This is a genomic window from Haladaptatus sp. (genome assembly GCF_049589095.1).
Lineage (GTDB): Archaea > Halobacteriota > Halobacteria > Halobacteriales > Haladaptataceae > Haladaptatus.
The window spans coordinates 1-18,276 of sequence record NZ_JBAWAC010000675.1 but is presented as its reverse complement, the minus strand read 5'-3'; the positions used below and the strand labels follow the sequence as shown (position 1 = coordinate 18,276).

Genomic DNA, 18,276 nt, shown 5'->3' with positions numbered 1-18,276 from the left:
TCCTTCGTGATGCCGGGAAGGGTCGCAATTCGCGCGCCCTCATCGTTCGCGTTTCCACGGGCGCGAGTGTGGCTGAGGCTCTTCGTAGTCGGCGCGAGAACGACGTCGGCGGCGGCCATCGCGGCGGCGACGGCGGCCGGTGGCTCCTCGCCGTGCTGGTTTCCGACGGGATAGCGCGTGATCGTCACGTCGTCGGTGATTTCGCTGGCGGTGTCGTACAGCGCCTTGCCGATCTCCCAGCGCTTGTCGTCGGTGATTATCGCACACGACTCGTCGGCTTCGAGTGCCATACACTGCTCGACGGCGGTTGTCGCGGCGTCGTCCAGACTCATAAATGGCGGTTGCGTTCGGGAGCGGTTAGGTGTTCCCTTTCGTGGCGTTTGGGTCGGGATTTCGCCCCGATATCGACGCCCTCGAAACCGCCGAATTACTCACTTTCGAGTTGTGTTCTGCCCGGATTCGCTCGAAACGGTTTTAATGGCGGGGGTAGCAGGCCCACGTACATGCTACAGGTCGGCATTAACGGGTACGGGACTATCGGGAAGCGAGTCGCTGACGCCGTCCGCGCACAACCGGACATGGAAATCGTCGGTGTCGCGAAGACCCGGCCCAATTTCGAGGCCGAAAGTGCCGTCGAGAAGGGTTATCCGCTCTACGCCGCGATCGAAGAGCGGGCGGACCAGTTCGACGACGCGGGCATCGAACTCGCGGGAATGGTGGACGAGATGGTCGAAGCGGCCGACGTCGTCGTGGACGCTTGCCCGTCCGGTATCGGCGCGGAGAACAAATCGCTGTACGACGAGTACGACACGCCCGCGCTGTATCAGGGCGGCGAGGACGCGAGCGTCGGCGAGACGAGCTTCAACGCCCGCGCCAACTACGACGAATCGATCGGCGCACAACACGTTCGCGTCGTGTCGTGCAACACGACCGGTCTCTCACGGCTCGTCGCGCCGCTCCGCGAGGAGTACGGTATCGAGAAGGTTCGGGCGACCCTCGTCCGTCGCGGTGGCGACCCGGCCCAGACCGGTCGCGGTCCCATCAACGACATCGTCCCGAACCCGGTGTCGCTGCCGTCCCACCACGGCCCGGACGTGAAAACGATCTTCCCGGACCTCGCCATCGATACGCTCGGCCTGAAGGTTCCGGCGACGCTGATGCACATGCACAGCATCAACGTCTCGCTCGAATCCGAACCCGACGCCCAGGACGTGCGCGAACTGCTCGAAAGCCAGTCGCGGCTGTTCGTCGTCCCCGAACACATGGATATCGACGGCGCTGGCAAGCTCAAGGAGTACGCCATGGACAGGGGCCGCCCGCGTGGCGACTTCTGGGAGAACTGTGTCTGGGGTGAGTCCGTCTCGATGGAAGGCAACGATCTCTATCTCTTCCAAGCCATCCACCAGGAGAGCGACGTCGTACCGGAGAACGTGGACGCGATCCGTGCGGTGACGAACACGGCGGACGCCGAAGAGAGCATCGAGACGACCAACGACGCGCTCGGAATCGGCTTCTAAACCGACTCTTTCGACTTCGACTTTTTTTGGAGACACGAGTAGTACGTTCTCCCACCCGGCGAACCGCGTAACGTGGATACCGCCGCTGTGCGTCGCCAGTACGCAGTGGCTACCTTCGTGAGCCTTGACATCATGTCCCAATCGAATTCGAAATTGCCGTTCGGTATCGGTCGGTTCGACCGTTTACGAACGAAATCGAACGAGTGATTCCGACACGAATGGAGCGACGCTCGGCGCTCCCGTCACCGATTTTCTTCGTTACCGGCGATTAGTCCCGAATTCAGCGCTTCGAAAAAGATGCGAACGGACTCAACGATACCCGGCGTTCATTTACCATCCCCCCGATGTGGCGAAACGGGTGGGGTGGACGGCAGAGCGGTCAAACGCTGTCCAGAAACGGTCTCTCCCGCCCGGAGAGAAAATCATGAGAAAGTCACTCAAAATTCTGCTCGTCATGAGCATGGTCGCCAGTGTGTTCGCAATCGGCTTCGCGGGTAACGCAGCGGCGGACTCACAGTCCAGCCATCAGTGGGCAAGTTCGCACGTTGACCAAGATCAGTATGTCGCACAGGGCAACAGTAACTACCAGGACGACAACTACGCGGTCTCGGCCGCCGGTAACCTCGGGAGCGGCGAGGCTGAATCCGGTAACGCGTACGCGATTCAGGCCAGCTACCAGAGCAACGACAACTCGCAGTCCGCGTACTCGAACGCCCAGAACTTCAACTGGCAGAACCAGGACGACTAATCGAGATTCGACGGACGTTGATTTTTTCGGAATACTATACTCATACCCGAAAACTGGGGACTATCCGCCGTGATTCTGTCGTCCGGAAAACGGCACGTCTGACGGCTGTCCAAAACCTTTTCCCCGGGAGGGACTTACCCTCAGGTATGCGACGAGACGATCGCGACGACCCCTTCGACGACCTCTTCCGCGAAATCGAGCGCATGATGAACGATATGATGGGCGGCAACGTCGATATGCAAGTCGACACCGGAACGACCGGATTCGGTGCCGACACGCACGTCGATATCCACGAGGACGAAGAGTTGGTCCGCGTCATCGCGGACCTGCCCGGCGTCGAGAAGGACGATATCAACCTCAAATGCGACGGCGAAGCGATGACCATCAGTGCCGTCAGCGACCACCGCGAGTACGACGAGCGAATCTCGCTTCCGGCGCGCGTGGACGAGAGTTCCGCCAAAGCGACCTACAACAACGGCGTCCTCGAAGTCACGTTCGAGAAAACCGACGAATCCGCGAACATCAGCGTCGAGTAGTTCGGACGAGTTCGGCGAGGCGGTCGTACAACCCATTTTCGTACTTCGTTTCTTCGTCTATCGTCGGTCGTGCGTTCGTCTCGTTGACGACGACACGATCGTCGAGGGCGAGCAAATCGACACCACAGAATCGAATCCCGAGCGTCTCAGCCGCCTGTTCAGCGATCTCACGATACTCGTCCGGTAGGGAGACGCCGCGTGCTTGTGCCCCTCGGTGGACGTTGTGTTTCCAGCGTCCGGCATCCAGCGCCTCCTTCGGGAGTCGGCGCTCGACGGCGCCGACGTACTCCCCATCGACGATCATCGCCCGATAATCGACGGCGTTCGGGAGATACTCCTGCACGAGAAACGATTTGTCCCCCGTCGCCCGGTAGTCGTGAACGAGATTCAGGTAATCGATTACTCCGAGGAACGAGTCCAAGTCGTCCACTTTTGCGATACCCGTCCCGCGCGTCGTCGAGTTGGGTTTCACCACGACCGGCGAATCGAACTGCCCGAATACGTTGCGGAGATCACCCTCTTCGACGGGGTTCGAGACCACGACCGTCTTCGGGACGGGAATTCCCGCCCTCCCGAGTCGCGCGATGACGCCGCCCTTGTTTCGGGAGGTGAGGACCGCCTCGCGGCCGTTCACCCACGGGACCGAGAGCAACCCATCGACCACGCCGCCCTCCATCATCCGTGACGGATAGACGAATCCCACGTCGAACTCGTCGGGCGTCCACGGCGGGGATTCGAGGTCGAACGTCCGTTGCTCGCTCCGAACGTGCCGAACTCGAATCCCACGCTCCGCGAGCGGTTCGCGGATTCGCTCGAACGTCTCCTGTCGGTACGCAACCGCCAAATCCAGCATCGGTCGTTCGTTCGTAGCCGTCGCTAAAAAGTTCGCCCGTCTCGGATCATTCGACGTGCTCGAACCGATGTCGGAACACCGTCGCGTCGTCGTCCCACTCGAAGTCATCGTGGGCGCGGTCCAGTCGCTCACGGTAGGCGTCCAAATCCTCCGAGCCTTCCGCCCGTGCGTCCTCGTCGGTCAAATCGCCCAACGTCCGTTCGGTTACCGCCACGACTTCGAACGTTTCGCCATCGATGTCGAAGGTGTCACCCTCCTCGGCGTACGGGTTGCCACGATGAAGCTGTGACACCTGACCGGCCGTGACCGCTCGCTGAACGTGCTCCGACGGGAGTAGCGTGTCGGCGTCGATTTTCGACATACCCGTCCTTCGTCCTCCATCGAAAAAATGACTGCCCTTCGACCGTTCAGCCTTTCAGCACGCCGCCGATTGCGCCACCGATGGCGTTGTTGAGCGCCAGCAGAAACGCAACGAAGATGGCGATGAGGAACAGGCCCATGCCGCCGAACAGCGACCCGGTCGGACCGCCGACGAGTCCGCCGAAGACGGTTCCGGCCAGTCCGACGAACAGGGCGACGACGATTCCGCCGAGCGCCCCGGAGAGGAGGCCGTGCCAGAAACCACTCCCAAGACCGCCGCCAGCGATGTAGCCCGCCGCAAAGCCGCCGATCAGTCCGGCACCGACGTGACCGATTCCGGGGAGGGCGAACGCCACGATTCCGGCGAGGACCGACACGACGAAGCCGACGAAAACCGCGTACCAGTTAGTCATGAGTAAATAGGTTGGGAGGGGGAAAACAAAAGTCTCTCGCCAAAATCGGCTGGCAGAACGGTATGAACGCCCTTTTAAGGTGGGAGGGCATACGAACGTCCATGATTTTCGAGACCCTTCCGACAACGCCCACGTCGGAGGAACTCATCGACAAGGCGTTCTCGCGGGCGACACGGGCAGGCCGGGCCAAAAGCGGTATTCAGGCTCAACAGTCCATGCTCCAGACCGCTTCGAACATCCTCTCGGACAACATGCAAAACGTCGTCACCGCATGGCCGGACTTCCAGGAAATAGACCCGTTCTACTACGAACTCGCGGACGCCGTCGTGGACGTCGACGAAGTCAGAAAGAGCCTTTCGGAGATCCAGTGGGCCTCCCGGAAGACGAAGGACATCGGCCGCGAGTACCAAGGTAAACTGCGCGGCGACATCAACTACGCCCGCAAGGTGCGAAAACAGGGGTTCGCCCGCCTCGCGTCCATCGTGGAAGAAGTCGAGGACGACCTCGACCGAATCGGAAAGGCGCGAAACGACCTGCGCACGCTTCCCGACATCGACCCGTCGGCCCCGACCATCGTCGTCGCTGGCTACCCCAACGTCGGGAAGTCGTCGTTCGTCAACACCATCACGAACGCCCGCAACGAAATTGCGGAGTACCCGTTCACCACGAAGGGTATCCACGTCGGTCACTTCGACCGCCAGCACATCCGCTATCAGATCGTGGACACCCCCGGACTGCTCGACCGTCCGGCGGACGATCGAAATGCCATCGAAACGCAGGCGGTGTCGGCGATCACCCACCTCGCCGACTGTATCCTGTTCTTCGTGGACGCGAGCGCTTACTGTGGCTACCCGCTCGACGCACAACTGGAACTCCGTGACTCGGTCGAAGCGGAGTTCGGCGACGTGCCCGTCCTCACCGTCTGCAATAAGTCCGATCTTTCGACCGACGTGGAGGCGGACATGTACATGAGTATCGAGGAGGACGACAACGTTACGGAAACCCTCGACGCCGCCGTGGACGCCATCGGCTACGAACCCGAACTGCCGTTCGACGGATAGACCGACTTTCCGGACGCCGCCTCAGGCCGGAACTTCGCTAGTCTCCACGTATCGGATCTGAACCGCGACGCTTTTTCCCGTCCGCTGTGCGATTCGGTCGTGAATCCGCCTCGTGAGTTGTGGATACTGTTCCCTTTTCGGCTTACCAACAGTGACGACGACTCGATCCGGTTCGCGGAACGGCAGGTTTCGCGTGTAGTCGTTCTTCCCGAGCGGGAACGTTTGACTGTACTCTACTTGCATCCGCAGCTTTTCGGCCTGCTGATACCGCGGTTCCTGAAAGACGTGGTTCGTCGCGATACTGGATCCCTGTTCGAACTGAGAACTCTGGTAGGTAAAATACGTGACTCCACCGAGGAACACCGACAGGACTGCGATCCCGATGACGAGGGTTCCTATCCGTTTGACGGTCTCCTCGCGGGAGGCTTCCAGTCTGAACCAGTTTTTCGGCCGATACCCCATGTACTGGAGCGTCACGAGGGCGGCGAGATTGATCGAGAGGACGTTCACGAGGACGAGGACGAACGCTCCCAGCGCGACCATCGGCTTTCCCCACGCGATACCGATACCGACCGCTGCGGCGGGCGGGATGAGTGCCGCCGCGATCATGACGCCGACGAGGGCGACCGACACGCCAGCGGCGAGGCTGACGACGCCCGCCGCACCTGCGCCGAGCGCCACGATGAGCGAGAGGAAGTCGGGCGACAGTCGCCCGCTGATCTGGGATATCTGGGTGATGTCCGTGCTCGGTGGGAAGAGAAAGAGGTTCCTGATGAGGAACGCGAAGATCGTTGCGCTGCCGATGGCGACGGCGACGCCGAGCAGTTGGAGTTTGACGCCACGGCGAAACATATCGGGTTCGTTCAACACGGTACCTACTGACGCGGACAGCGCGGGACCGAGCAGTGGCGCGATGACCATCGATCCGACGACGACGGCCGGGGAGTCGAGCAGGAGTCCGGCGGTCGCCACGACGGCACTCACCACGGTCATGAAGACGAAGGTCTGGAACCGGGGGGACAGCTCCCGCGCTTGCGTGAGGATTTCGTCACGAGCGATCCTGTTGCCGCCGTTTTCCGCTTCGTAGCGTTTCGTGAGTTGCTCGAACTCGCGGGACGTGTCCGTCTCGGCGTCGATGATTACCGTGTGGGCTTCGTCGCTCAACCCGGCGTCGTGAAGCTTGTCGATGACCGGTTGCACCGCGTTCTGCGGGAGCGGAAACGTCGCGATAGCGGCGTACCGACGGCCACCAGTCTCGTCGGTGACGAAGAAGTCGATTCCCTCGGATTCGAGCGTGTCGATGACGGTTTGTCGCTCGCCCGTCGGGATTGATACCTGTACGAGTCGCACGTCCTCCGATGCGGTTCACAGATTGATATAATCGCGGGCCGATATGCCGTTGGTTCATCCGATTTCTCCGTCAACTGCTACTGTCCGTCAGGGTGCCCTATCGATGTCGACGTAGCGAATTTGGACGGAGACGTTCCGCCCCGTGCGCCGGTAGAGCCGGGTTCGAATGCGCTCGGCCAGTCCGGGATAGGTTCGGTCCGTGGGCCTACCGACAGTGATGATCACTTCACGCGGCTGATGAAACGGGAGCGTCGGGTCCCGATACTTTCGGGGGAGCGAAAGGGAAGGTCCGTATCGAACGACCGTTTCGAGTCGCTCTCCCCCCGCGTATCGCGGTCGTTCGAGCAGTGAATCGGTCGTCTCTCGGACGGTATGCTTGTACTGTGCGTCCTGTACCGAGGAGTACGTCACCCCGCCGAGAAAAACCGAGAGGAGGACGATGACGACGAAGAGGACCGATGTACGCTTGAGCATCTCTCCTCTCGAATGTCGTCGTTTCAGCCAGTCCCGTGGCCGATAGCCCATGTACCGGAGCGTGATCAGTGCCGAGAGGTTGATGGCCAGAAGGTTGACCAGTACGAGGATACCGGCGCTCACGGTGACGGCCGGTTCGCCCCACGCGAGGCCGATGCCGACCGTCGCGGCGGGCGGGATGAGCGCAACGGCGATCATGACGCCGACGAGGGCAGTCGAAGCACCGGCTGACAAACTGATGATTCCGGCGATACCCGCGCCGAGTGCGATGATGAGCGAGAGGAAATCGGGAGAGATTCGAATCGCGACCTCGGGTATTTTCGTCACGTCCGCTCCCGGCGGGAACAGCGGAATCGACCGAATCAACGCGGCGAAGAGGGCGGCGCTTGCGATCGCGACGATGACGCCGAGGGCCTGTAACCGTATGCCCCGTCGAAACAGGTCACGGTCGTCGAGAACCGTCCCGATGCTCGCCGACAGCGCGGGACCGACCAGCGGTGCGATGACCATCGACCCGACGACGACGGCGGCCGAATCGAGCAGGAGTCCGGCCGTGGCGACGACGGCGCTCACCACGGTCATCGTGACGAACGTCCGGAGGCTTGGAGAGAGTTCACGGGCGCGAATGCGAATCTCCTCGCGGGCGATGCGAATTCGTCGCCCTCGATCCTCCCTGTAGCGTTCCACGAGTCGCTCGAAGCGATTCGAGATGTCGACCTCGGCGTCGATGACAATAACGTGAGCAACCTCGCTCAGCCCGGCATCGCGGAGTTCGTCGATGACTGGTTGCACCGCGTTCTGCGGGAGCGGAAACGTGATGATCGCGGCGTAGTCCTCCGCACCGCCCCGTCCGCTCGTCTCCTCGGTAATGTAGTAGTCGATGTCCCTCGCTTCCAGCGTTTCGATTACTAGCTCCCGTTCCCCCACTGGGATGGCGATTTCCACGAGACGCACATGCCGAGCACGACCCAGAGGACAATAAGTCTCGATGCGGGAGACGGCGGAAAACCACGGCGGTTAAACGTCGAGCGGCGTACGAACCACTATGTTCGAAAATCGACCCGGCCGAGATGCGGAAATCGTGTTCGTCGGGCGCTCGAACGTCGGCAAATCCACGCTGATGCGTGAGTTGACGGGCCACAAGTTCGAGACCGGTGGTAAACCCGGCGTCACGCGCCAACCGAACCACTTCGACTGGGCCAGCGAGGATTTCATGCTCACCGACCTGCCCGGTTTCGGGTTCATGTCCGGCGTCGAGGAGGAGTACAGGGAGCAAATCAAGACCGATATCGTCCAGTACATCGAGGAGAACGCCGAGAAAATCCTGCTCGGCGTGCTGGTCGTCGATGGGAAGAGCGTCATCGACATCATCGACCGTCACTCGGGCGAGGACGAAATCCCACACGACGTGGAGATGTTCTACTTCCTCCAGGAGGTCGGTATACCGGTCGTCGTCGCCGTGAACAAGATGGACAAAGTGGACGACGAGGACGAACGCCTGAACGACCTCTGTGACCGCCTCGGATTGCATCCGCCGTGGAAGCAGTGGCAGGACACCATCGCCCCGATCAGCGCGAAACGCGGCAGTATCGACACGCTGAACGAGGCCGTGAAGACCCACCTGCACGAGGAGAAGCGCGACGACCTGTTCAAGTTCTTCTCGTAACGAAGGGAATCGGACGTTTGTCAGGGATTCGGGACACTGGTCAGTTTGGTCACGACATCGGGTATAAACTTTTGCAGGAGTACGGATCGTCGAGAAGTCGTTCCCTCGGAAATCGGGTGATTCAAAGCTCGCCGTGCTCACGCTCCCACAAATCGCATCGCACCCTCGGCGACGATTCGCGCGACTTCGACCACCTCGTCGGTGTAGACGAACTCGCCCGCGCCGTGGATGTTCTCGCCGTCGGGGCCGACGATGACGGTCGGCAACTCCGCACGGTCGCCGAGGTAGTTGAAGTCCCCGACGCTGGCGAAGTAGCCGAACTCGGGTTCGACGCCCGCGACGGATTCGGTCGCGCCGACGAGCGACTTCACGAGGTCGTGGTCCTCGGACGTGACGTACGGGCCGTATTTGATGCCGGGGTCGGGCGACTCGCGAAACCCGAGTTCCACCTCGCTTTCGATGTCCAACTCGGCAACCGCGTCCTCGGCCTGTTGGCGCACCACGTCCTCATTTTCCCCCAGAACGACGTGGCGGTCCACCATGAGGTGGGCGCGCTCGGGCACCGAAAGCGTCTGACTGCCACCCTCCAGCAGAAGCGGGCAGACCGACCCGTCGCCGAGTTTCGGGTGGCTTCCGGTATCGAGATTCGAGAGCGTGTCAGCGATCTTTCCGGCGTCCACGACGGCGTTGATTCCCTTGTGCGGTTGCGAGCCGTGGGCGGCGTGGCCCTTGACCTCGATGTCGTAGAGGAATCGCCCGCGAGCGCCGAGGAGGAGCGCGGGGTTTTGGATGTCCTCCTCCTGTGCGAGGATGGGGCCGGGTTCGGTGACGATGGCGGCGTCGTAGTCGTCGGTGTAGCCGTCGCGGATGAGGCGGTCGGTGCCGAGGCCGTACGGGCCTTCCTCGTCCACCACGGCGGAGAGAACGACGTCGCCCGCGAGTTCGGTTTCCGATTCGGCCAGCGCTTCGAACGCGACCATCACGGCGGCCAGTCCGCCCTTCATGTCGCATGCCCCCTGTCCGTACAGCTTGCCGTCCTCGATTCGGCCAGAACAGGGGTCTTCCTCCCAGTCCTCCACCAGCAGGACGGTGTCCATGTGCGCATTCAGGAGGAGCGTCGGGGCGGCCGGGTCGTTACCGTCCAAGCGTGCAAGGACGTTGTCGCCCTCGTACTCGGTGATTTTCGGCTCGCTGACGTGGTGGTACTCGGGGTCGAGTCCCCGAGAATCCAACCAGTCGTAGACGAACTCGCTCAGTTCGTGCTCCTCGAAGTACGGCGAGGGGATACGCACCATCTCCTGCAGGAGGGAGATGGTTTCCTCGGGGTCGATTGCGGACTCGAGCGCGGATTCTGCGGATTCAGTCATCCGAGGTCACATCCTTTATCCCCGGGTCGTACTCCTCGCTCGACACGCCCGGAAGGGTGTCGAGAATCGCGCCGACGTCGGTGCCGCGCCGGTTGCCGAGTCGCCAGTAGATGGCGAAGATGCCGAGACCGACGACCATCCACGGGAGGTAGATGCGGAGCGTGGGCGCGGCTTCGAACGCGGTCCAGTACGCACTGGCAAGCGGAATATTCCCGGCCAACGGCGCGCCGAGGAAGTCGGCGAACGCGCCGAGGAGGCCGCCGAAGTTCGCGGCTTGGGTCAGCAGGCCGACCGCTCCGACGGCGGCAACGACGCCCGTGACAGGGGTGAGCCATCCGTAATCGAAGCCCGCCTGTTCCACGAGGTCAGGACGCGAGGCCCGGACGTACAGCAGGGTTAGCGACACGGTGGCGTACGCGATGAGGTAGCTGAACGTGGCGATGACGATGGCTTCGTCGAGGCCATCGCTCCAGAACGTCAGCGCGGCGGCGACGACGTACAGCGTGACGAGCGAGTAGTGGGGCGTGCCGAACCGCTGGCTCACGGCGGAGAACTGCTTCGGGAACACCTCGTCCCACGACCACGAGTAAGGCATCTTGATGCCCGCGGCCATCACCGCGTGGACGCTGGAAGCGGTGGCGAGGAGGCCACCGAACGCGACGATTGCGGTCGCGCTGTTACCCAGGAACGCCTCCGCCGCCGTCGCCAGCGGCCGGTCCGAGTTCGCCAGCACGGTGTAGTCGCCGACGACGCCGTAGATTACGACGGCCGTCCAGACGTAGAGGACGACGAGGAGGAGCGTCCCTCCGACCATCGCCAGCGGGAGGTTCTTGGACGGGTTCTTCACTTCCGCACCCATCTGCCCCGCGACGGCGATGCCGATGTAGGCGTAGAACAGCGGGACTGCGGCCCCGATGAACCCGTCCATCCCGCCGGTGAAGAACGGATGGTAGTTCGCGGCGTTCACGTGGAACGACCCCGGAATCACGAGGATGAGGATGGCCACCATCAGCACGGCCATGATGGCGTTCTGCGAGAGGCTGTACTCCTTCGTGCCGACGAGGTTGACGAGAAAGAGGACGGTGAGGAGCACGAAGCCCGCGATTTTCGGGTCGATACTGGGATAGAACACCTGAAGATAACTGCCGAAGCCGAGCGCGAGCACGGCGTCGGCGGCCATGTACCCCAACCATTTCGACCACGTGACGATGAAGCCGGGGAGCCGACTGTCGAACGTCCGCGAGATGTACGCGTACGACCCGGCGGCGGCCGGGAAGATGGTCGCCATCCAACTGTAGTTCACCGCGATTGCCATCGCCAGTATTCCCGAGAGGACAACCACGAGGATGACGCTCGGTCCAGTCGTCGAACTCGCCGTACCCAGCGTGACGAACAACCCGGCCCCGAGCGTCCCCGCGACCACCGTACTCATCGCACCGAACAGCCCCATATCCCGTGAAAGGCTGTTACTGTCCTTGCCGTGTGAGGATGACATATGATGACACACAACTAGGCGAGGCCTTAGTCCCCGTCCCTCCCATGTGCGGGGTGACGACAGTGAGATGGAGTAGAAGGGATTTGTGCTTCGACAGTGACCGTAGTCGCCAGGGAGATTACAGCGACTGGGATGACGACCCAGAAAGCCCCCGTCCGTTCGCTACGCAACTGAGCTGATTCTGGTTTTGCGATTGCAGTTACTGAGAAGACAGCCCCGAAAGCCCCCGCCTGTTCGCGGTCGCTCAGCGACATCTCGGCGCAAACCGCACGCCGAGAGGGGTCGCTGAGGCGACTACACAAGCGCGAATACAGAGTCGGAGGCAAGCTCCGACAACGTCCCGCTCGCAGGCTCGCGGGACCGCCCGGCCCCTTTCAACCCACCCAGACTACCGCACCACGACAGCCACACGCCTCCCCAACCGATTCCTCCACTCGTCGCGTTGCTCCTCGGTCGTCATCCCTCGCGCGATAGCCAGCAGGCCCTCGGCTGGAGTAGCCTCGGTCCTGCTGGCCCGCACGCCACTGCGGTTGGTTCGTCTCGTACAGTCCGTCCATCCGAGCGAGGAATGACGAGCTAAACACACCGTATCACTTACCGGGAGAAGAATAACGCGAAGAAGAAACCCCACTCGTCGACTTCGCCGTTTCTAATTCGTGGAAACGATCTCCACGACGGACCGGTGATCGAGCTCCGAACTCGAACCGATCTGGCGCTTGCTCCGGCAGTCGATGCCGTGGAGGAACCCGTCGCCGATGTCGCTGTGCAGGTGGTACGCGAAGTCCTCGGCCGTCGAGCCACCGGGGAGGAGGAAGCAGTCGCGGAAGACGCCCTTCTCGCTGGCGCTACCGTTGGCTGAACCGGGGAAGATGGCGATGAGATCGAGTTCGTCGAACAGCGCGGCTTCGAGGGCACGCTGGACGCCGGTGCCGTCGAACTCGTTCGTGAACTGCCGAATCTGGTCGAGACCCTGTTCCTGTTCCTCGCTGATGTCGCCCGTGATTTCGAAGTCCGCGTCCCCGGCGTCGTAGTCGATGACGCCCTGTTCGGCGGCGTTCTTGAGCGCCTTCTCGGCGTGGGCGCTGGCGGGGATGATGGTCAGGTGCTCGTAGTCGGGGTCGGAGGTGATATCCTCGTAGTTCGCTTGGGCTTCGGGCGTGTCCATCTTGTTCGCCGCGATGACCATCGGTTTGGTCCGCTTGCGGATTTCGCGGGCGAGTTCCTCGCGGTCCTCGTCCTCCCACGCCTCGGGGTCCAAATCGAGGCCGAGCGAGAGGATGATCTGTTTTATCTCGTCCTTGTTCGTTTTGAACGCCGACATCTGCTCGGCGAGGTCCTCCTCGATGTGTTTCTCCTCACCGGCGTAGCCCGAGCGGAAGCGCTCGATACCCTTTTCGAGGACTTCGAGGTACCACATGTCGAGTTCGTTTTCGAGGAAGGCGATGTCGTCGCGCGGGTCGTGGCCCTCGGTCTTCTCGCCTTCGATGTCGGTCTTCCCCGAGAAGTCCACCACGTGGACGAGCACGTCGGCCTCGTTCAGGTCCGTGAGGAACTGGTTGCCCAACCCCTTGCCCTCGTGTGCGCCGGGGATGAGTCCCGCCACGTCCACGAGTTTCGTCGGGATGTAGCGCGTCCCTTCCTCACAGAACCCGACGCTGGGCGTGCAACTCTCGTCGAATTCGGGTGCGGCGCACTCCACGCGGGCGTACGCCTCGCCGATGGACGGGTCGATGGTCGTGAAGGGGTAGGCACCCTCCGGCACGTCGTTCATCGTCGCGGCGTTGAAGAAGGTCGATTTCCCCACTGAGGGTTTCCCGACCAGTCCGATTTTGTAACTCATTAGGCCGGATTGGGTGATTCGAGGCTAAAGGCGTTTTCAAACGACGGGACGGCTGCCGAATGATACCGAATGGCTCGGCTCGCGTGCTCACTCGGGGAGCGTAGGATCGATTCCGTGGCCCGGTCCCGAAATATCGATGGTCGGTCCCCCGGTCCCCGCGATCACGTCCTCTGCAACGAGCAGGTTGCCGTCCAGATCGACGTGCGAGAACGACCCGAGCCCGGCGACGAGGTGTGCGCTGGTGTGGATCCCGAGCGCGCTTTCGAGCATGCACCCGACCATCAGTTCGACGTTCGCCGCCTCCGCTATCGACGCGATGTCCCGCGCGGCGAGCAATCCCGACTTCCCCAACTTCACGTTGATCACGTCCGCCGCGTCCTCGCGGACGATCCGAATCGCGTCCTCGGGCGTGAAGACGGCCTCGTCGGCCGCGACCGGAACCGACACGGCGTCCCGCGCCCGCGCCAGTCCGACCACGTCCGCCGCGGGTGTAGGTTGTTCGATGAGCGAGAGATCGATTTCCCGCGATTCGATCTCGCTGGCGAACTCCGCGGTCTCCTTCGGCGTCCAGCCCTGGTTCGCGTCCACCGTCAGTTCCGCGTCGGGCGCTCCCTCGTGGACTGCCGCAACGCGGGCGACGTCGTCCGCGACCGAGGTGCCCGTCTTCACCTTCAGACAGTCGAAACCCTCCGCTGCCGCCCGCGCTGCCCCCTGCTCCGCATCCTCGGGTGGCATGATGGAGATGGTGAAATCCGTCGTCACCGGCTCCGGCGATCTCCCGAACAGTTCCGAGAGGGCCATCTCCCGCTCCCGGCAGTAGGCGTCGAGAATCGCCGTTTCGACGGCGAAGAGCGCGGAGACCATGCCCGGAAACGTGCTTCGGACCTCCCCGATGAGGCTTCGATAGTCAGCGAGCGACTTCCCTTCGAGCAACTCCGTGGCGGCGCGAGCGGTGGCGAGCGCCGCCTCCTGTGTTTCCCCCGTGACGGGCGTGAGCGGGGAGCCTTCGCCGTATCCGGTCACGGTCTCCGTTTCGACCGTCACGAGGACGTTCGTCGCGCTGTGTTGTGCCCCGAGCGAGATTTCGAACGGTTCGGACAATGGGAGATCGAGCGGTTCGACCGACGCCCGTTCGATCCGCATCCTACAGCGCCTCTCGGACCATGCCGAGGAGGTCCTCCGGGCCGCCCTCGTCGTAGACGTTCGCGGCCGGAACGGAGTATTCGACGTCTGCGGGGTCACCCCACGTCGAGACGCCGGCGGCCGTCGCATCCGAGAGTTCCTCCACGAGGTGGCGCTCGGCTTCCACGCCCGCGAGCGGCCACTGGTCGAAGTGGGTCCTGTTCTCGCGGTTCGGGTCGTCCACCAGCACGACCGTGTCCGGCCACGAGCCGTGAAGGACGCCCAGCGTGACGCTCGAATAGGCGCGGTGGGTGAGCGACGCTTGACCCTCGACGAAGACGATGTCGTGGTCCTCCGCGACGGCGGATACGAGGTCCTCGACGACGCCAGCCGTGAAGTCCGCCGGAACGCGGTCGATGACGACGCCGCGGTGTGCACCGACCATGATACCGGTCTGGCCGGTCGCGACCCAGCCCGCGTTCAACCCGGCACGTTTCGCCGCACGATACAGTTCGAACGTCGTCGTGCGCTTGCCGACCGCACAGTCGGTCCCGGCGGTCAGTACGACGTCGGCATCGGCGTCGTCCACCGACCCGTCGCCCACCCGTAGGTCGTCTTCTCCCGGTGGTTTCCGCACGTCGAACAGGGTAACGCCGTGTTCGTCGGCGAGGCTTCGCCAGTGCTCCTGCTCGGAGAGAAAGACGTGCAGTCCGGAGACGATGTCGAGTCCGGCCCGGATGGCTTCCTCGATATCTTCGACCCACTCGTCGGGCAGTTTGCCACCAGCGGGTGCGACGCCGATAACGAGCGCCTCGGCCTCGGGCGCGCGGTCGAGCGCGTCGCCCGTCGAGGAGACGATCGGCACGTCGCGCGTGTCGGGGCGACCCAGTACCTCGCTCGTGGGGTCACCGGCGTGCGTCGAGTCGATGACGGCTCGTGCGTCGAACAGTTCGCTGTGCATGACGACCCCGTTAGCCGTTTTTCCATCCATCGTTCCGAACGCCCCCTCGGCGAGAACGAGTGCCGGGGCAGGGGCGTCAAACGAATCGCGGAGGTTCATATGATACACTGACTCACAACCATTGAAAGCCTTCCCCCCTTTCATGCACGGGTGTCGGTTCGGGGACCCCTCACTTTTGTCACCCGTGCTAACAAATGTCATTCTCCCTGCCATACACTTTTGCCAGCTTCATTCCTCTATCCCGATAGATGACCACAGCGGAGCGCGCCGGACTCCGAGTGACACTCGACATCTGGCACCCCAACTGCTGGACGCTCGAAGTCACCGAAGGGCGGGTCGCGGGACTGCTCGGCCACGGCGTCCACACCATCGACGGCATGGCGACCGGACGGTTCACGGCCTACGGCAACACGCTGGAGGAGGTGGACGACCTCGTCAAAGCGGTTCGGGACTCCGAGTTGACCGATTCGGTGTGGGAAACCGACCACCCGCACGCGACCGAGGATTCGGTCGCGTTCGGAAGCGCGAGTCGCGGCATCGTCGTCCACTACGATCTGAGAAACAGCATCAACGATGCGCTCGTCTCGCGCGGGTTCATCCCCGACGAACCCGTCCGGATGTACGGCGGACGCGAGTACTGGACCGTCATCGTGGAAGCAGAGCGGGACGAACTCCACGGGCGAATCGAGGACGTGTGCGAGGAGATGGACGCCGACGTCCGCGTCCGCCACGTCGCAGCCGCCGAAACCGGGGCTGGCGTCCTCCGGACCGACGACCTCTCCGAACGACAGCGCGAGGCCTTCGAACTCGCCCGGCGGCGAGGGTACTATCAGTGGCCTCGGAAGGTCACTGCGTCAGAACTCGCCGAAGAGATGGACGTGTCGAAGACGACGCTGCTCGAACACCTGCGAAAAGCCGAAGCGAAACTGCTGGGATAGCGGGTTAGTGGATGAGATGGTTGGTGGGTTTTCGCGGATTCACAACGAAGGGATGTTGATTTTGCTCTGATTACAACGACCGAGCCGCATGAATACCGCACCGCTTGCTCACGGCTTCGCCGTCTTCTCGCGGGGCGTGCCGCTCGAATGGTCCGCGGAACGCCGTTCCGCGCTATTCGCTTGCGAGGTTGCTCCGCAACCTCATCTACCGCACCACACGCCTTCCCAACCGATTCGCTCCGACGCTCACTTCGTTCACGTCGTCACTCATCCCTCGCACGGATTTGCCGGGACGACGCGGCCGAACTACTGTCCACGTCGTCCCGTCAGCGCGCGCCACTCGGTTGGACGGGCCGGGCAATACTGCTGATCTTTCATCGTCGCTGAAATCGCAAAACCAGAACAGTCGTTTTCGTCACACGCACGAACCCCCTCGTCCCCGTTACTGAACGCCGGTCGCGTTCTTCAGGAGTCGCCAGCCGTCGTCCTCGGGTTCGAGGACGTCGCGTCGGACCATCTCGTCGAGGACTTCGCTCAGACGGTCGGGTTGGGCGATCTCCATCTGGATTCGCTCCACGTCGTGGTACTCGTTGAGGTAGTGGCGGATGTCGTCCTTCGTGAACACGTCCTCGTCGGCGCGGTCGAGCGCGCCGCTGGTGATGTCGATCATGTCCTCGATGAAGTTCCACGGGTAGACGATCCACGCCCACTCTTCGAGGCGCTCGCCGATGTAATCGGGGTCGAACTCGCTGGTCTGGAGGAGTTGGAGGGTCGCGGTCCGAATCTCGCCCGCATCGCGCTCGCTGACGTACTCGGCGGCGTGTTTGATCGAGCCGCCGGTGTCGGCGATGTCGTCGATGATGAGCACGTCCTTGCCCTCGACGCTTCCCTCCGGCATCGGGTAGCGGACTTCGGGCTCCCCTGATTTCTGGGCCGCGCCGACGTAGTGTTCCATCTTCAGGCTCGTCAGGTCGTCCAAGCCGAGGAAGTCACAGATACACCGCCCCGCGAACCAGCCGCCGCGCGCGAGGGCGACGATGACGTCGGGCTCGAACTCGGACTCTTTCACCTGTTCGCTCACGTCGCGGCAGAGACTGTAGATGTAATCCCAGTTGGTGATGGTACATTTGAAATCGTCCGGGATATCGCTCATTCTATCCGAAACTCGCGCGCCGTGGCACTTAACGGTTTACAGGTACGCGCAGGATCGGACAGCCGAAGACGGGAATTATACTTTCGTTACCACCATGAACTATATTACGACTCACGACTTAATATTCTTGAATCGAGCAGTGAAAATACACGGATGGTCTCCCGACGACCACCTCCAGAACCCCTACCCATGACACATACACAAGCGTTCGAACACCTCCTCGATTGCAAGAACGTCCTCGGCGTCGATTACGACGAGGACACCGACACGCTCACCGTCTTCGTCTCGCAGAAACTCCCGGACACGGAACTCGCGGACGAGGACAACCTGAAAAAGCGCGTCTCCGGCGTCACACTCCACGTCGAGGACGCGGGGTACGGAGACGAACGCGATGGTTTCGACGCGCTCGCGTTCCTCCAACC

General features: G+C 62.5%; 18 protein-coding genes and 2 pseudogenes. 7 read left to right on the top strand and 13 right to left on the bottom strand.

The window, feature by feature from the left end; translation table 11 throughout:
- Nucleotides 1–332: pseudogene (locus WBV42_RS21180) on the bottom strand (aminopeptidase); the annotation flags it as partial.
- A 171-nt stretch (nucleotides 333–503) separates the two neighbouring features.
- Here WBV42_RS21180 and WBV42_RS21175 point away from each other — a divergent pair.
- The 3 genes from WBV42_RS21175 (at nucleotide 504) to WBV42_RS21165 (ending at nucleotide 2,801) form a co-directional block, all read left to right on the top strand.
- Complete coding sequence (locus tag WBV42_RS21175) at nucleotides 504–1,517, top strand: type II glyceraldehyde-3-phosphate dehydrogenase (protein ID WP_423987796.1); 1,014 nt, start codon at nucleotides 504–506, stop codon at nucleotides 1,515–1,517.
- Nucleotides 1,518–1,941: 424 nt separating this feature from the next.
- Entirely contained in the window at nucleotides 1,942–2,265 is a 324-nt protein-coding gene (locus WBV42_RS21170) for a hypothetical protein (protein ID WP_423987795.1), read from the top strand.
- Between the two features lie 146 nt (nucleotides 2,266–2,411).
- Nucleotides 2,412–2,801, top strand: coding sequence for an Hsp20/alpha crystallin family protein (locus WBV42_RS21165; RefSeq protein WP_066144360.1), 390 nt, complete (start codon nucleotides 2,412–2,414; stop codon nucleotides 2,799–2,801).
- On the opposite strand, the gene WBV42_RS21160 is transcribed toward WBV42_RS21165, so the two are convergent.
- Genes WBV42_RS21160 through WBV42_RS21150 form a run of 3 tightly spaced genes read right to left on the bottom strand, consistent with a single transcriptional unit; the run spans nucleotide 2,788 to nucleotide 4,427 of the window.
- Nucleotides 2,788–3,654 carry an ATP-grasp domain-containing protein gene (locus WBV42_RS21160; RefSeq protein WP_423987794.1) on the bottom strand — a complete coding sequence of 289 codons (867 nt, stop codon included), beginning with the start codon at nucleotides 3,652–3,654 and terminating at the stop codon, nucleotides 2,788–2,790. The genes WBV42_RS21165 and WBV42_RS21160 overlap by 14 nt on opposite strands.
- A gap of 46 nt (nucleotides 3,655–3,700) precedes the next feature.
- Nucleotides 3,701–4,015 (bottom strand): ASCH domain-containing protein, encoded by a 315-nt coding sequence (locus tag WBV42_RS21155; protein ID WP_423987793.1) that lies wholly within the window; start codon nucleotides 4,013–4,015, stop codon nucleotides 3,701–3,703.
- Between the two features lie 46 nt (nucleotides 4,016–4,061).
- Nucleotides 4,062–4,427 (bottom strand): DUF5518 domain-containing protein, encoded by a 366-nt coding sequence (locus WBV42_RS21150; RefSeq protein WP_423987792.1) that lies wholly within the window; start codon nucleotides 4,425–4,427, stop codon nucleotides 4,062–4,064.
- A 101-nt stretch (nucleotides 4,428–4,528) separates the two neighbouring features.
- Here WBV42_RS21150 and WBV42_RS21145 point away from each other — a divergent pair, with 101 nt between their 5' ends.
- Entirely contained in the window at nucleotides 4,529–5,488 is a 960-nt protein-coding gene (locus WBV42_RS21145) for an NOG1 family protein (RefSeq protein WP_423987791.1), read from the top strand.
- Between the two features lie 21 nt (nucleotides 5,489–5,509).
- Here the strand turns inward: WBV42_RS21145 and WBV42_RS21140 are convergent, their stop codons facing one another.
- Together WBV42_RS21140 and WBV42_RS21135 are read right to left on the bottom strand one after the other, a co-directional pair.
- Nucleotides 5,510–6,838, bottom strand: a complete 1,329-nt coding sequence (locus tag WBV42_RS21140) for a TIGR00341 family protein (RefSeq protein WP_423987790.1) — start codon at nucleotides 6,836–6,838, stop codon at nucleotides 5,510–5,512.
- A gap of 87 nt (nucleotides 6,839–6,925) precedes the next feature.
- Nucleotides 6,926–8,266, bottom strand: a complete 1,341-nt coding sequence (locus WBV42_RS21135) for a TIGR00341 family protein (RefSeq protein WP_423987789.1) — start codon at nucleotides 8,264–8,266, stop codon at nucleotides 6,926–6,928.
- 91 nt (nucleotides 8,267–8,357) lie between these two features.
- On the opposite strand from WBV42_RS21135, the gene engB reads away from it, so the two are divergent.
- A complete protein-coding gene (engB, locus tag WBV42_RS21130) occupies nucleotides 8,358–8,978 on the top strand; it encodes a GTP-binding protein EngB (RefSeq protein ID WP_066144338.1) in 621 nt (206 codons plus the stop codon).
- A gap of 137 nt (nucleotides 8,979–9,115) precedes the next feature.
- Here engB and WBV42_RS21125 read toward each other — a convergent pair whose 3' ends face one another.
- From WBV42_RS21125 to WBV42_RS21100, 6 genes are all read right to left on the bottom strand, one after another.
- Nucleotides 9,116–10,345, bottom strand: coding sequence for a M20 family metallopeptidase (locus WBV42_RS21125; protein WP_423987788.1), 1,230 nt, complete (start codon nucleotides 10,343–10,345; stop codon nucleotides 9,116–9,118).
- Nucleotides 10,338–11,840, bottom strand: coding sequence for an APC family permease (locus WBV42_RS21120; RefSeq protein ID WP_423987787.1), 1,503 nt, complete (start codon nucleotides 11,838–11,840; stop codon nucleotides 10,338–10,340). The genes WBV42_RS21125 and WBV42_RS21120 overlap by 8 nt, the downstream gene beginning before the upstream one ends.
- A gap of 374 nt (nucleotides 11,841–12,214) precedes the next feature.
- Complete coding sequence (locus WBV42_RS21115) at nucleotides 12,215–12,424, bottom strand: hypothetical protein (protein WP_423987786.1); 210 nt, start codon at nucleotides 12,422–12,424, stop codon at nucleotides 12,215–12,217.
- Between the two features lie 65 nt (nucleotides 12,425–12,489).
- Nucleotides 12,490–13,680 carry a redox-regulated ATPase YchF gene (locus WBV42_RS21110; RefSeq protein WP_423987785.1) on the bottom strand — a complete coding sequence of 397 codons (1,191 nt, stop codon included), beginning with the start codon at nucleotides 13,678–13,680 and terminating at the stop codon, nucleotides 12,490–12,492.
- 87 nt (nucleotides 13,681–13,767) lie between these two features.
- Nucleotides 13,768–14,823 carry a dipeptide epimerase gene (locus WBV42_RS21105; RefSeq protein WP_423987784.1) on the bottom strand — a complete coding sequence of 352 codons (1,056 nt, stop codon included), beginning with the start codon at nucleotides 14,821–14,823 and terminating at the stop codon, nucleotides 13,768–13,770.
- 1 nt (nucleotide 14,824) lies between these two features.
- Nucleotides 14,825–15,862, bottom strand: coding sequence for a DUF1611 domain-containing protein (locus WBV42_RS21100; protein ID WP_423987783.1), 1,038 nt, complete (start codon nucleotides 15,860–15,862; stop codon nucleotides 14,825–14,827).
- A gap of 149 nt (nucleotides 15,863–16,011) precedes the next feature.
- On the opposite strand from WBV42_RS21100, the gene WBV42_RS21095 reads away from it, so the two are divergent.
- A complete protein-coding gene (locus WBV42_RS21095) occupies nucleotides 16,012–16,701 on the top strand; it encodes a helix-turn-helix domain-containing protein (RefSeq protein ID WP_423987782.1) in 690 nt (229 codons plus the stop codon).
- Between the two features lie 442 nt (nucleotides 16,702–17,143).
- On the opposite strand, the gene WBV42_RS21090 is transcribed toward WBV42_RS21095, so the two are convergent.
- A complete protein-coding gene (locus WBV42_RS21090; RefSeq protein WP_423987781.1) occupies nucleotides 17,144–17,854 on the bottom strand; it encodes a phosphoribosyltransferase in 711 nt (236 codons plus the stop codon).
- 189 nt (nucleotides 17,855–18,043) lie between these two features.
- Here WBV42_RS21090 and WBV42_RS21085 point away from each other — a divergent pair.
- Nucleotides 18,044–18,276, top strand: a pseudogene (locus WBV42_RS21085) (hypothetical protein); the annotation flags it as partial.

Bases quoted from the DNA above. Each gene is read 5' to 3' on its own strand.
- WBV42_RS21160 (WP_423987794.1), bottom strand. From the start codon at position 3,654: ATGCTGGATTTGGCGGTTGCGTACCGACAGGAGACGTTCGAGCGAATC.
- WBV42_RS21125 (WP_423987788.1), bottom strand. From the start codon at position 10,345: ATGACTGAATCCGCAGAATCCGCGCTCGAGTCCGCAATCGACCCCGAG.
- WBV42_RS21120 (WP_423987787.1), bottom strand. From the start codon at position 11,840: ATGTCATCCTCACACGGCAAGGACAGTAACAGCCTTTCACGGGATATG.
- WBV42_RS21155 (WP_423987793.1), bottom strand. From the start codon at position 4,015: ATGTCGAAAATCGACGCCGACACGCTACTCCCGTCGGAGCACGTTCAG.
- WBV42_RS21100 (WP_423987783.1), bottom strand. From the start codon at position 15,862: ATGAACCTCCGCGATTCGTTTGACGCCCCTGCCCCGGCACTCGTTCTC.
- engB (WP_066144338.1), top strand. From the start codon at position 8,358: ATGTTCGAAAATCGACCCGGCCGAGATGCGGAAATCGTGTTCGTCGGG.
- WBV42_RS21170 (WP_423987795.1), top strand. From the start codon at position 1,942: ATGAGAAAGTCACTCAAAATTCTGCTCGTCATGAGCATGGTCGCCAGT.
- WBV42_RS21110 (WP_423987785.1), bottom strand. From the start codon at position 13,680: ATGAGTTACAAAATCGGACTGGTCGGGAAACCCTCAGTGGGGAAATCG.
- WBV42_RS21090 (WP_423987781.1), bottom strand. From the start codon at position 17,854: ATGAGCGATATCCCGGACGATTTCAAATGTACCATCACCAACTGGGAT.
- WBV42_RS21105 (WP_423987784.1), bottom strand. From the start codon at position 14,823: ATGCGGATCGAACGGGCGTCGGTCGAACCGCTCGATCTCCCATTGTCC.
- WBV42_RS21150 (WP_423987792.1), bottom strand. From the start codon at position 4,427: ATGACTAACTGGTACGCGGTTTTCGTCGGCTTCGTCGTGTCGGTCCTC.
- WBV42_RS21165 (WP_066144360.1), top strand. From the start codon at position 2,412: ATGCGACGAGACGATCGCGACGACCCCTTCGACGACCTCTTCCGCGAA.
- WBV42_RS21095 (WP_423987782.1), top strand. From the start codon at position 16,012: ATGACCACAGCGGAGCGCGCCGGACTCCGAGTGACACTCGACATCTGG.
- WBV42_RS21145 (WP_423987791.1), top strand. From the start codon at position 4,529: ATGATTTTCGAGACCCTTCCGACAACGCCCACGTCGGAGGAACTCATC.
- WBV42_RS21175 (WP_423987796.1), top strand. From the start codon at position 504: ATGCTACAGGTCGGCATTAACGGGTACGGGACTATCGGGAAGCGAGTC.